The sequence below is a fragment of the Acinetobacter sp. TTH0-4 genome (genome assembly GCF_015602665.1).
GTDB classification, from domain to species: domain Bacteria; phylum Pseudomonadota; class Gammaproteobacteria; order Pseudomonadales; family Moraxellaceae; genus Acinetobacter; species Acinetobacter albensis.
Map to the genome: position 1 here is coordinate 1,855,479 of NZ_CP059079.1, position 13,847 is coordinate 1,869,325.

Below are 13,847 nucleotides of genomic sequence, written 5' to 3' on the forward strand. Positions count from 1 at the left end.
CCGACAAAGTTCATGTTTAAAACGATTAATAAAAAGGAATCACAATGCTTGAACCTGAATATATCCAGCATTTGGAATCCAATACTTGGTTTTCTCAATTACCGACTCTATTTAAAACCTTTATTGTTCATCATGCAGTTCAGCAAACTTATCAGAAACAACAAACGATCTTTCATTCAGGGGATTCATTTGATGGACTCTATGCGGTTTTAGCAGGTGTAGTTCGCTTAGGCTATATTGATATTGAAGGCAATGAATCAGTGGCGGCCATTGTTGAACCGATTATGTGGTTTGGGGAAATATCATTGGTAGATGGCCAACCTCGTTCGCACGATGCCACCTGTCTTGAAAAAAGTTTAATTTTACATATTCCAAGTGCCGCTATTCAGCAATTACTGATAGAACAGCCCATTTTCTGGTATCACATTGCGCAATTGACCACGCAAAAATTACGCTTTGCTTTTCTGGAACTAATTTCAATTCAAACTCAAAACATGACTCAACGTTTAGCCCAGCGCTTAATGTTTATCTTAAACGGCTATGGGAATCATTTGATAATTGAAAAAAATATGATTCATCTGTCTCAAGAACAGTTGGCACAAATGCTCACCTGTTCCAGACAAACGGTGAATCAAGAATTACAACGTTTAGAAAAGCAAAATATTTTACGCTTATCGTTTCGTAAAATTGAAATTTTAGATATCACAGTATTAGAGCGAATTGCTCATGACTTTCCTAAACGCGATTAACTTATCGAGCCATCAGATGTATTCATCTCACGTTATCTTTAATATTTTTATCCTTTCAAAACTGAAAGTGAAAACCATAAAAAATGAGATTTCAGACTCGTTTTAAACGATTTAAATCCCTTTCTTTTTCGGGTCAGTATTACCTAATTCTGGATGGTCGATTGCACCCTTGCACTGTTGTTTATCCCGTTCGTAATCTGCTTGCTTTTGAGCCAGCGATGAACCCTGCTCGAGTGTTTCTCGTGCCCATATTTCTAAACTGGTTAATGCTTTACGACACAAAGCATATTTTCCTTCAGTCACAGAATCTGTCATTTTGACATTAATACGCCAATCTGTACTGAGTTTACGTGCAGGTTGGCGTACCTGCACATCCAATACATCCAATTGCTTGCTGTACACCAAGCCATCAATTTGATTCATCAATGTCCAAGCTGCATTAGCATAAGTGGTTGCATCGTTGGTTAATTTCGGTGCAGCCTTAATTTCAACTTTCGGCTTGGCTTGTTCAGATGACTGGCCACATGCTTGCAAGAGCAAACCACTCAAGAGGACTGAAATCACCACCATTACACGGGATCTTAACGCAAACATATCAGCAAGCTCGACAAACATTTCGGCACTATGCTAGTGAATTCAGGTAGAATACTCAATCATCATTTTGCCTTTCCGTGTTTAATCTCCCTTAGGTGTGTCGTGTCTGAGCACAAAGTTCTTTTTGTAAAACCTGCTGGCTTTTGGCAAGGTGCTAAAGATAGTCAAGCCATTATCTTTACTTATCTTCCTGTTTCTTTTGCATTTGGTGTGTCTGCTACACAGTTTGGCTTCACTCCATGGGAAGCACTATTTTTGTCTTGCTCGATGTATGCGGGCGCCAGTCAATTTTTGGTGGTTGCGTTACTCGGCAGCGGTACATCTATCTGGATGACGGCCCTTACAGTCATTGCATTAGATATTCGTCATTTACTCTATGGCCCAGCACTACAAAACTTAATCAAAGAGAAATTAAATTTAAAAAAAACTGCAATCTGGGCTTGGGGTTTAACTGATGAAGTTTTTGCTTCAGGAATGATTCAATTATCGCAGCGTCGACAACAATGGTCTGAATCATGGATGCTGGGCTTAAGTCTCTTTAGTTGGCTGTCTTGGGCATTCGGTTCACTTTTAGGTGGATTATTTGCCGACCAAGTCAGTGCCATGCCACAATTTTTACAAGCTGCACTAGATTTCTTATTACCCGCTTTATTCTTGAGTTTTTTATTGGCTGCCTTTGAAAAAAAATATACCTTTGTCGTCGCTGTCTGTTTAATTGTTTCAGCGATCGCCTGTTATTTTATTAATTTATCGGCTGCAATTTTCATTGGTATTTTGTCGGGTATTTTGGCAGGTTTGTTTAAACATTATATTTTAAAACAATACGACCATGATGTTGGAGAGTCTCATGAATCTTGAAATTATTCTAATCGGGATCATTGTCGGAATCGCCAATTTCATTTCTCGTTTTGGACCCTTCTACATCATTCAAAAAAATCAACAAAGCTCGCAAAAACGTGGTTCACTTTGGATCAAAATTGCATTAAGCAGTATCGGTATTGCAGCAATTAGTTCCATGTTGGTGGTTGCTACATTGCCGCCTTTAATGGAAACACCCAATAAAAGTTTTGCCATGCTGATGGGTTTTATCACTTTAGCAGGACTATATTTTAAATTTAAAAAAATTGTCCCTGCCACTTTAATCGCTGCGGTCAGCTATGGTGTAATTTATACCTATCTGCCTTTCCCTTTTTAAAGAAGAAACTGATCAATATGTTTTTTAATGAATCAATACTCCCTATTTCTTTATTCTGAATTCGTCCATTCATGCGATATGTAGGACTGTCTTTATTCATAATTTAAAGCTTGATAAACATCCGCACCCAAATCAAAACTTAATATTTATAACCTATATACTACTCAGCAAGCATATAAGAAGCCATGCGCTAAGCGACTGAACGCCAAATTCTAAAAATAACACGCGACAATGACCAATCTAAAAAATGTGTTATTTATCCTAAAATCGCTGAGTGAATCAAAATAATTGATTTTAGGAAATCAAATTTAAATCCAGACTAAATTTATCAATACATTTGTTAGACAATATGATTATTTTCTTTCAATCAAGACTTAACACTGAAGTCAGTTCTGCTATGCTAAAAGCTCAATTCAGCAAGGATGATGTATATGAGCGTGATTATTGGTACTCCCCTTCAATCTTCAGCTTTTAAAGTTTTACTTTTAGGCTCTGGAGAGTTAGGTAAAGAAGTCGTGATTTCTTTACAACGCCTTGGAGTCGAAGTCCATGCTGCCGATCGTTATGATCGTGCGCCAGCCATGCAAGTTGCACATTTTTCTTATACCTTGAATATGGCAAATGCCGAAGAACTCAAACAACTCATCCAACAGGTTAAACCTCATTTAATTATTCCAGAAATTGAAGCGATTGCGACTGAAGTTTTAGTTGAAGTAGAACAACAAAATATTGCAACGGTCATTCCCTCAGCCAAAGCAGTGAATCTGACCATGAACCGTGAAGGTATTCGCCGTTTAGCCGCAGAAGAACTGGGGCTTCCAACTTCAGCGTACCGTTTTGCAGACTCACTCGACTCTTTCCGTGCAGCCTGTGACGACATTGGTTATCCCAACTTTGTCAAACCCGTGATGTCATCTTCAGGTAAAGGGCAATCCCGCGTCAAAAATTTTGATGAAGTCGATGCTGCTTGGGAATATGCACAAACAGGCGGTCGTGTGAATCAGGGTACTGTGATTGTCGAAGCCCAAATTGACTTTGATTTTGAAATTACCTTATTAACAGTTCGCGCAAAAAATGCTGAAACAGGTGAGATTGAAACTCAATATTGTGACCCGATTGGGCATCGTCAAGATGCTGGAGATTATGTCGAAAGCTGGCAACCTCAAGCGATGACAGCTGCTGCATTAGAAGAATCTAAACGTATCGCGCATAAAGTCACAACAGCTCTAGGCGGCTGCGGAATTTTTGGCGTCGAATTATTTATCAAAGGTGACAAAGTCTGGTTTAGCGAAGTCTCACCACGTCCGCACGATACTGGACTAGTGACACTTGCTTCACAATTCCAAAGTGAATTTGAACTACATGCGCGTGCTATTTTAGGTTTACCTGTTAATACAACACGCCATAGCATGGCTGCCAGTGCGGTCATTTATGCAGGTGTTGATGATCTTAATTTATCATTTTCTGGCTTAAATCTTGCATTAGTACATCCAGATACAGATTTACGCCTCTTTGGGAAACCCGAAGGATTTAAACGTCGTCGTATGGGCGTTGCCACTGCACGTGCTGAAACAATAGATCAAGCACGCGAACTGGCTCAACAGACTGCAGCGCAAATCAGTATTCACCAAAACTAAACTTGTGACTTTATTTATGGATTTCTGTTCATGATCAATACCTCTCCGCTGTTGCATTACGTTAAGAGTAACCACGATATTCAAGCCATTAATCAATGGCGAACTGACGTCGAAAAGCAACTTCAAGAAGGTTTTGAAAATGGACAGAGCATTCGTGAAGTTATTTTAACGCGCTCCAACCTGATTGATGAAGCATTACAGTTCTTATGGAAACATGCAGAACTGGATCAGACCGATTTGGGTTTATTTGCCGTGGGTGGTTATGGTCGTCGGGAAATGTTGCCCTATTCTGATGTCGATATTATGATTTTATCGCAAGATGAAATCACCTCTGATCAAGAAAAATTAATTTCGATTTTTATCTCTTCACTTTGGGATGTCGGTAATTTTAAACCTGCCATTAGCGTTCGTACAATTTCTGATTGTGTAGAACAGGCCACCAATGATTTGACCGTTGCGACTGCATTGATTGAATCACGCTTGATTATTGGCAATATACATTTGACCAAATGGCCACGTCGTATTGTGTCGCAAACGTGGACAGACAAAACTTTTTTTGATGCAAAAATGGATGAGCAGGCCAAGCGCTATGCGGCACACAATGATACTGAAAGTAATTTAGAACCCGATATTAAAAATGCACCAGGTGGGATACGCGATATTAATCAAATTGGCTGGATTGCTAAGCGTCATTTTCGCGTCAATCGCATTTATGATTTGGTGCATTTGGGCTTTATTTCAGAATTTGAACTGGGTGTATTAGAAGAAGCTGAAAGTTTTTTATGGGAAATCCGCCATCATTTACACCGCTTAACCAAGCGCGATGAAAACCGTTTATTGTTCGATTATCAACGTGATATTGCTACGCTGTTTGGTTATAGCCGAACAGAGCATCAATCGCCCAATTATCCGATTGAACAATTTATGAAACGTTATTATCGTAGTGCACAGCAAGTGTCAACGTTAAATGAAATGCTACTGGCCTATTTTAATGAATCTGTGATTACGCCACGTTTACCGCATTATGAACGTAAGATTGAAGAAATTAATGAAAATTTCAAACTGGTCGATGGCAAACTTGCCGTACAACATCATAAAATATTTTCAGAACGTCCAAGTGCCATCTTAGAATTATTTTATATCTTGGCTAACCGTCCTGATATTGAAGGCATTCGCGCACGTACCTTACGACTTCTCACCCTTGCAGCAAAACGAATCGATCAAAACTATCGTAACAACCCTGAACATCAAGCTTTGTTCATGGCAATTATTCGTTCACCGCATCGTCTGTATGACACCTTAGTTGCTATGAAACGCTATAGTGTTTTAGGCAACTATATTCCAGCATTTGGACAGATTATGGGATTGATGCAATATGACTTGTTCCATATTTATACTGTCGATGCGCACACATTATTATTACTTCGTAATTTAAATCGCTTTAAAGCGCGTGAATTTGCTAAAGATTTCCCTGTGGTAAGTTCTGTTTTTCAACGTCTTGCACGACGTGATATTGTTTATTTAGCCGCCTTATTTCACGACATTGCTAAAGGTCGTGGTGGTGATCATAGTGAATTGGGTGCAGAAGATGCGATTAAATTCTGTCGCACCCATGGCTTTACTGAACGTGAATGCAAACTTGTTGCATGGTTAATTCAAAACCACTTGCTTATGTCTATGACTGCGCAGAAAAAAGATATTTCAGATCCAGATGTGGTACAAGCTTTTGCAGAAAAACTGGGAGATATGGAGCATCTGGATTATTTGTATACCTTAACTGTCGCTGATATTAATGCGACCAATCCAAAGCTTTGGAATTCGTGGCGCGCGTCACTCATGCGTCAACTCTATACCCATGCCCGTGACGTCATTCGTTCAGGTTTAGGTCGTCCTGTAGATTACCAAATGTTAATTGAAGACACTAAATTTGCAGCCAGTGAGCTGCTGGTGAATGATTTTTCTTTATATGATGTAGAAACAGTTTGGCAGGAACTGGGCGATGAATACTTCATTAAAGAATCCGCTGATGAAATCGCATGGCATACCCGTGCTATTTTACAACATGGCAATAATCCCGAACCTTTAGTTCTTATGCGTGCTCACAGACAATTTGCGCAAGATGCTGTTCAACTCTTTATCTATACACAAGATCAGCCAAATTTGTTTGCCACCACCGTTGCCGTTTTTGATCGTATGAATTTGGACGTTCAAGATGCACGTATTATTACCGCCACGACTGCATTTAGTTTAGATACTTATGTCGTGTTAGATCGATTTGGCACTTTACTCACTGACCCTGACCGCGCAAAAACAGTGATTGAAGCTTTAGTGAAAGCATTGAGCCAATCTGATAAATATCCAAATTTAATGCAACGTCGTATTCCTCGTCAATTACGCCATTTTGATATTGAAAATACCGTCGATATTACTTTAAATGCTGCATTGCAACAAAATATGGTGGAAATTGCGACCCTAGATCATCCGGGTTTACTTGCCAAAATTGGGGGTTTATTTATGATGCAAGGTTTAGATATTCATTCAGCCAGAATTGCTACTTTAGGGGAGCGCGCTGAAGATATTTTCTTTGTCACTAAAAAAGACAGTATTCCCATGTCGAATTCAGAAGCCAAAACTTTTGCTGCACAATTAAAATCAGCATTGGATGAAGCATCTAACCAAGTTTCTGGTCAACATTAATTTAGATTAAGCGGTATCGATTTCATGAATTCAAGTTTGTCATTATTGCATCCCTATCCTTTTGAAAAGCTCAATACACTTTTTCAGGATATTCAACCTGCAAATTTACCCCTCATTCCATTATCCATTGGTGAACCTAAACATCCTGCACCTGAGTTTGTAAAGCAAGCAATTATTGACAACTTTCACCATTTATCGACTTATCCAAATAGCAAAGGTCTACCTGAATTACGCCAAAGTATTGCAGATTGGCTTACACGTCGTTTCAAGCTCAATAGTATCAATGCTGAAACCCATATTCTTCCCGTTTCAGGAACACGTGAAGGAATTTTTTCTTTTGTTCAAGCCTTGGTCAATCGTGAAGATGCGCCTTATGTGGTAATGCCTAATCCGTTCTATCAAATCTATGAAGGTGCAGCACTTTTAGCGGGTGCTCAACCCTACTTTATTAACTGCACGGAAGAAAACCATTACCTTGGTGATTTTGATTCAGTGCCTGCTGAAGTCTGGGAAAAAACAGCATTACTCTTTGTATGTACACCTGGTAATCCTACTGGCGCTGTATTATCAGCAGAACAATTTAAAAAATTAATTGCGCTGTCTGATCAATATAATTTTGTGATTGCATCGGATGAATGTTATTCCGAACTTTGGTTTGATGAAGCACCCATAGGTTTATTAGAAGTTTGTGCTGAAATGGGCCGTGATGACTATAAAAACTGTGTCGTATTTCATTCACTCTCCAAACGCTCAAACTTGCCCGGCATGCGTTCAGGTTTTATTGCAGGTGATGCTGCATTGCTTAAACCTTATTTACAATATCGGACTTATCATGGTGCAGCACTGTCGGTTCAACATCAATTGGCCTCGATTGCAGCTTGGAATGATGAAACCCATGTGGAAGAAAACCGTAAGCAATATCGTGCAAAATTCGAACTTTTCCAAACAGAACTTGGTCATTTACTGCCATTAAAAAAACCAAATGCAGGTTTTTATTACTGGTTAAAAGTGGATAATGATGAAAAATTTGCTCGTCTTTTAATGGAAAAAGCACACATTAAAGTACTGCCTGGGCGTTATCTATCTCGTGAAACAGAGCACGGCAATCCAGGTGAAAATCATGTTCGTTTGGCTTTGGTGGCAGATCTTGAACAATGTAAAGAAGTCGTAAAACGACTAAAAGCTATTCTGTAAATATCGACAACTATTAAAAATCAGGGCGATGTTTAAATCGCCCTGATTTTTTATCCATAAAAATTTATTTCGCTAGTGCAGCTTGTATATCATTTTCTAAAGTTTCAGGTTTGGTCGTAGGTGCATAACGATTTAAAATCGTGCCATCTTTACCTATCAAAAATTTGGTAAAATTCCACTTAATCCCGTTGCCTAAAATACCTTTACTGTTATTGGTCAAATAACGAAATAAAATATGTGCTTCTGGTCCTTTCACATCTACTTTGGCAAACATAGGGAAATGAACACCATAATTTTTTTGACAAAAATCGCCTATTTGTTCATTTGTACCTGGATCTTGTCCGCCAAACTGATTACATGGAAAACCCAAAATCTCTAAACCTTGATCCTTGTATTTTTCATATAGTTTTTCAAGCCCCGCAAATTGTGGTGTAAACCCACACTTACTGGCGGTGTTTGCAATTAATAAAACTTTACCCTCATAATCGGCAAATGATTTATTTTTTCCATCTAGCAACTCAGCTTCAAACTGATAAATGTTGGTCATGGATAAGTTTCCTCGTCATTTTTTTCTTGTGATTTTAATTCTAATGAAGCGGAATTCACGCAGTAGCGTAAGCCCGTAGGTTGTGGACCATCTTCAAAAACGTGGCCTAAATGTGCATCGCAATGATGACAAATAATTTCCGTTCTGACCATACCATGACTGGCATCTTGATTCTCTTCAATTGCAGCGTTATTGATCGGTTTGTAAAAACTTGGCCAACCACTACCACTATCATATTTAGTTTCGGACGAGAATAATTCTGCGCCGCAACATCGGCATAAATACGTCCCCGCTTGCTTAGTATTCCAGTACTTTCCTGTAAAGGCAGCTTCGGTTCCATGTTGTCGCGTAATGCGAAATTCGTCTGGTGATAACTCTCTTTGCCATTCTCGGTCTGTTTTATTGAGTTTTCCCATCACTAACTCCTTTAAATCTTTGACGTTCAGTGTCATGCTTCAGTACTTCATATTTACGCTAGAGCAAATAAAATATCTAGCTAAATTTCAAAATAGATTGTGATATTTCAGTAATCTATATTTTCTTAACTTCTAATATAATTGGATGGAAATATGTCCGTTTCAGGTAACACTACGCCACGCGAAATTAAAAAATCGTCTAAGCTCGAGCATGTATGCTACGACATTCGTGGACCTGTGTTACGAGCGGCCAATGAAATGGAAGAAGCCGGTCATAAAATTATTAAGTTGAATATCGGCAATCCCGCCCCATTCGGTTTCGAAGCACCACAAGAAATTATCAATGATGTGGCATTAAATCTGCCAAATGCGGTTGGCTATACCGATTCAAAAGGTATTTTCCCTGCGCGTAAAGCCATTTGCCAGTATTACCAGCAAAAAGGTATCCGTGATATGCATGTCAATGATGTGTATATCGGAAATGGCGTGTCTGAGCTGATTGTGATGGCCATGCAAGGCTTATTAGATGATGGCGATGAAATGCTCGTGCCAATGCCAGATTATCCACTCTGGACAGCTGCGGTGAATCTATCAGGTGGCACTGCAATTCACTATAAATGCGATGAAGAAAACTATTGGTATCCTGATATTGCCGATATGGAAAGCAAAATTACGCCAAACACGCGCGGTATTGTGATTATTAACCCAAACAATCCAACCGGTGCAGTTTATCCGCGACATGTGCTTGAACAAATTGTTGCACTGGCAAAAAAATATGATCTGATTTTATTTGCAGATGAAATCTATGACAAAGTGATTTATGACGGAATTGAACATGTAGCGGTGGCCGCGCTTGCTGGCGATCAATTGTGTATTTCCTTCAATGGTTTATCTAAAGCCTATCGTATTGCAGGTTTCCGTTCAGGTTGGATGGCCATTACTGGCGATAAATCTCGTGCGATGGACTATATTGAAGGCTTAGATATGCTGGCTTCAATGCGTTTATGCGCCAATCATCAAGCACAATATGCTATCCAAACGGCATTAGGCGGCTATCAATCTATCAATGATTTGATTCGTCCAGGCGGTCGACTGTATGAACAACGCAATATTGCATGGGAAATGCTCAGTGAAATTCCAGGGGTAACCTGTGTAAAACCTGAAGGCGCAATGTATTGTTTTCCTCGTCTTGACCCAGAAATTTATCCTATTCAAGATGATGAAAAACTCATGCTCGATCTTTTACGTGCTGAAAAAGTCTTATTGGTTCAAGGAACAGGCTTTAACTGGCCTACCCCAGACCATTTCCGTGTCGTATTTTTACCTGCAGAAAATGAACTTCGTGAAGCACTCACACGTTTAAGTCGTTTCCTCGCAAAAATGCGTTAATTCTGTTTTTGAAATAGGAATTAAACATACCCGTGCCAGTCTATTCATGTGTAGACTGGCATTATTATTTTAAGTTTTTTAATCGTACTTTTTTAAAATAGTACATTCTGCTTAATGTCTATAAATAATGAATGTATATCAATAAACGCATTTATTTCAATTTTTTGATTTATTTTTCAGTCCTATTAAAACAATACAAATCATGTTATTGATAGTCTTAATAAATCATCCTAAGCCGTGATCATCCACATGTCTTCAAATACCATTAGACTCAGTATTTTTTTATGCCTTAGCATGTGTTTGGGAATTGGTATCTTACGTTTTTCTTATACTGCTTTATTGCCTTCCACACGCGAAGCATTTGAATGGACAGTACAATTTGCCAGTCTTTTAAGTAGTGCAAATCTATTGGGATATCTGATTGGCGCATTGATTGCGATGCGTTTACCTCAAACTAAAATTATGAGCCTTTATATTCAAATTGCCGCTATTGCCGGTATGCTGAGTTTATTATGCTGCGCATTTTCTGGTTTTTCTGAGATTTGGTATATCTTTTGGCGTATTATTTCTGGGATTAGTGGTGGCTTGCTGATGATTCTATCCCCCAGTGTGGTCGCACAATGCTGTGATCTTCAAGATCGCTTTAAAATTAATTTTATTGGTTTTAGTGGAATTGGTATTGGCGTATTATTGGCCACGTTATTTCTGCCGTATTTAGATCAAATTTCGACTCACACTGCTTGGCTCATTTTATGTAGTTTTGCACTGATCATCTGTATGTGCTTGAGTCGTTTATTACACCAGTTTAAACATCATTTATCGACTGAGACTGTAGCTAGTTCAACAGAAATTCCTTTAAATGCCTTATTTTATAGCTTACTCATTGCTTATAGTAGTAGCGCTTTTGCCTATATTCCACATTCCTTATTTTGGATTGACTATCTCCAGCATACGTTAAAGCTGAATTTGTTTTGGATTAACTTTAATTGGATTCTTTACGGTCTAGGCAGTGCCTTGGGTGCTTTTACGGCCTATGTACTGGCCAGAAAATTTGGTAATTTCAATGCACTCAAAATTTTATATAGTCTCTATATTTTGGCTATTTTTATTGCTACTTTAGCCACCCATCCGATGTTGACCCTGACCTCATCATTTTTTACCGGTATGCTTAACCCTGCAGTGGTTTTTCTTACCTCTTATACGATTTTACAACTCTATGGCATCGCTTATAAAAAACTCTGGAGTATTGCGACGCTATGTTTTGCTTCTGTTCAACTTATTGGCGGTCTGAGCTTTAGTGCTTTACAACATTTTGCTGTCAGCTATCATCAACAATTCTTATTGGCTTCTTTTATTTTGCTTTTGGGAACTTTACAGCTCATTTGGATGACTCGTAAAAAACAAAATTAAATAACAGAATAAAGTCGTCAATTTATAAATGGTTTGAAGTAGAAACCAAATAAGGATAGGGATTAACGGCCCCTTGACCATTTAGATAAATTCCATAATGTAAATGTGGGGGTGTATTTTTAGCATTTCCCGTATTTCCGACATAACCAATAATTTGTCCTACTTCGACCCAATCACCCGCCTGAATGTCATCTGCATATGCATCTAAGTGCGCATAATAATGTCGACTTAAATTTGGCCCTATTATCCAAATCACGTTTCCACCTAACTGATTGGTGCCCACTCGCGATACGATTCCTGAAGTCGCACTGAGTACTGGTGTTCCTCGTTTCGCGAAAATATCTACGCCTTCATGCTTACGTCCTTCGCTACGTGCTGCACCCCAAGTGTCCGCTATTTGACGTGGTTGAATATCTTCCACAGGAATTGCAACTTGTGTAGGTAGATCCATTTTTTGTAATTGCATATACAAAATTGGATAACGCATACCCACGGCTTCACCTGAGGATGGCGGCTGACAACCTGATAGCGTGATCATTCCCAGCATCAAAGTGATGAAGCACAGAATACATTTAGTATTTTTTTGATATTCAGACATAGGCTTTATCAATTAAATTGGGATGAATAATAGCGATCTCAACATTATGAATTTCAAATTATTTAAAGAAATATCATTTCTGTAAAGAAAAAACCCGCATCAAATACGGGTTTCTCTAAGGTGATTTTTAGCCCAAAAATCTAATCCATATTATGAATAATAGCTTGGCCAAATTCTGAACAACGCAACAAGGTTGCATCTGGCATTAAACGTTCGAAATCATACGTCACCGTTTTTGCTGCAATTGCACCTGAAATCCCTTTAATGATTAAATTGGCTGCTTCAGTCCATCCCATGTCACGGAGCATCATTTCAGCAGAAAGAACAATTGAACCTGGGTTAACTTTATCTTGGCCTGCATATTTTGGTGCTGTGCCATGCGTGGCTTCATAAACTTGGATTGCGCCGCCAATATTTGCTCCGGGTGCAATGCCTATTCCACCTACTTCAGCAGCCAGCGCATCGGAAATATAATCACCGTTTAAATTAAGCGTTGCAATAACGGAATAATCTGCAGGACGCATTAAAATTTGCTGTAAGAATGCATCGGCAATCACGTCTTTAATAACAATGTGTTTCCCATTCTTCGGATTTTTAATCGTGACCCATGGACCACCATCCAAAACTTCTCCACCAAAACGCTCAAGCGCAACTTCGTAGCCCCATTCTTTAAATGCGCCTTCGGTATACTTCATGATGTTGCCTTTGTGAACTAAAGTTACGCTTGGCTTGTCATTGTCAATCGCAAATTGAATGGCCTTACGAACCAGACGTTGTGTTCCTTCTTTAGAGACTGGTTTAATGCCGATACCACAGTTCTCTTCGAAACGAATTTTAGTCACCCCCATTTCTTCTTTCAGAAACTTAATGACTTTTTTAGCTTCTGGAGAATCTGCTTTCCATTCAATTCCCGCATAAATATCTTCAGAATTTTCACGGAAAATCACCATATCAGTCAATTCAGGATGATGAACAGGTGAAGGTACACCTTCAAACCAACGAACTGGACGGACACACACGTAAAGATCGAGTTCTTGACGTAATGCAACGTTCAGTGAACGAATACCGCCACCGACTGGAGTCGTTAATGGGCCTTTAATCGAAACGACATATTCACGCAGTGCCTCGAAAGTTTCTTCAGGCATGTAAGTTCCATAAATTTTGTCTGCTTTTTCACCGCAATAGACTTCCATCCATTCAATCGAACGTTTGGCACCATAGGCTTTTTGAACCGCTGCATCTACCACAGCCTTCATGGTTGGTGTAATATCAACCCCTATTCCATCACCTTCAATAAAAGGAATGATAGGATGGTTCGGAACATTGAGTGATAAGTCTGCGTTTACAGTAATTTTGCTACCATCCATAGGAACTGTGATTTTTTGGTATCCCATTGTACAAGTTCTCCCTTTGTCGCTGGC

General features: G+C 39.0%; 13 protein-coding genes. 8 read left to right on the top strand and 5 right to left on the bottom strand.

Annotated elements, in window-relative coordinates:
• Nucleotides 1–44: 44 nt before the first annotated feature.
• Nucleotides 45–749: a Crp/Fnr family transcriptional regulator gene (locus tag H0S58_RS08690; RefSeq protein ID WP_195726296.1), complete on the top strand. Its 705-nt coding sequence runs from the start codon at nt 45–47 to the stop codon at nt 747–749.
• Between the two features lie 111 nt (nt 750–860).
• On the opposite strand, the gene H0S58_RS08695 is transcribed toward H0S58_RS08690, so the two are convergent.
• Nucleotides 861–1,343, bottom strand: a complete 483-nt coding sequence (locus H0S58_RS08695; RefSeq protein ID WP_195727589.1) for a hypothetical protein — start codon at nt 1,341–1,343, stop codon at nt 861–863.
• A 102-nt stretch (nt 1,344–1,445) separates the two neighbouring features.
• Here H0S58_RS08695 and H0S58_RS08700 point away from each other — a divergent pair, with 102 nt between their 5' ends.
• From H0S58_RS08700 to dapC, 5 genes are all read left to right on the top strand, one after another.
• Nucleotides 1,446–2,201, top strand: coding sequence for an AzlC family ABC transporter permease (locus H0S58_RS08700; protein ID WP_195726297.1), 756 nt, complete (start codon nt 1,446–1,448; stop codon nt 2,199–2,201).
• Entirely contained in the window at nt 2,191–2,538 is a 348-nt protein-coding gene (gene ygaH / locus H0S58_RS08705; protein WP_195726298.1) for an L-valine transporter subunit YgaH, read from the top strand. Before H0S58_RS08700 ends, ygaH begins: the two co-directional genes overlap by 11 nt.
• A 422-nt stretch (nt 2,539–2,960) precedes the next feature.
• On the top strand, nt 2,961–4,175 hold the full coding sequence (gene purT / locus H0S58_RS08710; RefSeq protein WP_193890212.1) for a formate-dependent phosphoribosylglycinamide formyltransferase: 1,215 nt from the start codon (nt 2,961–2,963) through the stop codon (nt 4,173–4,175).
• Nucleotides 4,176–4,205: 30 nt separating this feature from the next.
• Entirely contained in the window at nt 4,206–6,872 is a 2,667-nt protein-coding gene (gene glnD, locus H0S58_RS08715; RefSeq protein ID WP_195726299.1) for a [protein-PII] uridylyltransferase, read from the top strand.
• A gap of 24 nt (nt 6,873–6,896) precedes the next feature.
• On the top strand, nt 6,897–8,066 hold the full coding sequence (gene dapC, locus H0S58_RS08720) for a succinyldiaminopimelate transaminase (RefSeq protein ID WP_195726300.1): 1,170 nt from the start codon (nt 6,897–6,899) through the stop codon (nt 8,064–8,066).
• 64 nt (nt 8,067–8,130) lie between these two features.
• On the opposite strand, the gene H0S58_RS08725 is transcribed toward dapC, so the two are convergent.
• Together H0S58_RS08725 and msrB are read right to left on the bottom strand one after the other, a co-directional pair.
• The gene (locus H0S58_RS08725) at nt 8,131–8,613 is read right to left on the bottom strand and encodes a glutathione peroxidase (RefSeq protein WP_195726301.1); all 483 of its coding nucleotides are present in this window, start codon (nt 8,611–8,613) and stop codon (nt 8,131–8,133) included.
• On the bottom strand, nt 8,610–9,029 hold the full coding sequence (gene msrB / locus H0S58_RS08730) for a peptide-methionine (R)-S-oxide reductase MsrB (protein WP_053580030.1): 420 nt from the start codon (nt 9,027–9,029) through the stop codon (nt 8,610–8,612). Before msrB ends, H0S58_RS08725 begins: the two co-directional genes overlap by 4 nt.
• Before the next feature lie 153 nt (nt 9,030–9,182).
• Here msrB and H0S58_RS08735 point away from each other — a divergent pair, with 153 nt between their 5' ends.
• Together H0S58_RS08735 and H0S58_RS08740 are read left to right on the top strand one after the other, a co-directional pair.
• Nucleotides 9,183–10,418, top strand: a complete 1,236-nt coding sequence (locus H0S58_RS08735) for a pyridoxal phosphate-dependent aminotransferase (protein WP_053580029.1) — start codon at nt 9,183–9,185, stop codon at nt 10,416–10,418.
• A gap of 249 nt (nt 10,419–10,667) precedes the next feature.
• On the top strand, nt 10,668–11,828 hold the full coding sequence (locus tag H0S58_RS08740; RefSeq protein ID WP_195726302.1) for a YbfB/YjiJ family MFS transporter: 1,161 nt from the start codon (nt 10,668–10,670) through the stop codon (nt 11,826–11,828).
• Between the two features lie 22 nt (nt 11,829–11,850).
• Here H0S58_RS08740 and H0S58_RS08745 read toward each other — a convergent pair whose 3' ends face one another.
• Both H0S58_RS08745 and icd read right to left on the bottom strand, forming a co-directional pair.
• Nucleotides 11,851–12,375 (bottom strand): M23 family metallopeptidase, encoded by a 525-nt coding sequence (locus H0S58_RS08745; protein WP_227592274.1) that lies wholly within the window; start codon nt 12,373–12,375, stop codon nt 11,851–11,853.
• Between the two features lie 191 nt (nt 12,376–12,566).
• A complete protein-coding gene (gene icd / locus H0S58_RS08750; protein WP_195726304.1) occupies nt 12,567–13,820 on the bottom strand; it encodes an NADP-dependent isocitrate dehydrogenase in 1,254 nt (417 codons plus the stop codon).
• Nucleotides 13,821–13,847: the final 27 nt, after the last annotated feature.

What these genes read in the sequence shown, in the direction of transcription:
- H0S58_RS08690 (WP_195726296.1), top strand. Translation starts at nt 45, where the DNA reads ATGCTTGAACCTGAATATATCCAGCATTTGGAATCCAATACTTGGTTT.
- H0S58_RS08695 (WP_195727589.1), bottom strand. Translation starts at nt 1,343, where the DNA reads ATGTTTGCGTTAAGATCCCGTGTAATGGTGGTGATTTCAGTCCTCTTG.
- ygaH (WP_195726298.1), top strand. Translation starts at nt 2,191, where the DNA reads ATGAATCTTGAAATTATTCTAATCGGGATCATTGTCGGAATCGCCAAT.
- purT (WP_193890212.1), top strand. Translation starts at nt 2,961, where the DNA reads ATGATGTATATGAGCGTGATTATTGGTACTCCCCTTCAATCTTCAGCT.
- glnD (WP_195726299.1), top strand. Translation starts at nt 4,206, where the DNA reads ATGATCAATACCTCTCCGCTGTTGCATTACGTTAAGAGTAACCACGAT.
- dapC (WP_195726300.1), top strand. Translation starts at nt 6,897, where the DNA reads ATGAATTCAAGTTTGTCATTATTGCATCCCTATCCTTTTGAAAAGCTC.
- H0S58_RS08725 (WP_195726301.1), bottom strand. Translation starts at nt 8,613, where the DNA reads ATGACCAACATTTATCAGTTTGAAGCTGAGTTGCTAGATGGAAAAAAT.
- msrB (WP_053580030.1), bottom strand. Translation starts at nt 9,029, where the DNA reads ATGGGAAAACTCAATAAAACAGACCGAGAATGGCAAAGAGAGTTATCA.
- H0S58_RS08735 (WP_053580029.1), top strand. Translation starts at nt 9,183, where the DNA reads ATGTCCGTTTCAGGTAACACTACGCCACGCGAAATTAAAAAATCGTCT.
- H0S58_RS08740 (WP_195726302.1), top strand. Translation starts at nt 10,668, where the DNA reads ATGTCTTCAAATACCATTAGACTCAGTATTTTTTTATGCCTTAGCATG.
- H0S58_RS08745 (WP_227592274.1), bottom strand. Translation starts at nt 12,375, where the DNA reads ATGCTGGGAATGATCACGCTATCAGGTTGTCAGCCGCCATCCTCAGGT.
- icd (WP_195726304.1), bottom strand. Translation starts at nt 13,820, where the DNA reads ATGGGATACCAAAAAATCACAGTTCCTATGGATGGTAGCAAAATTACT.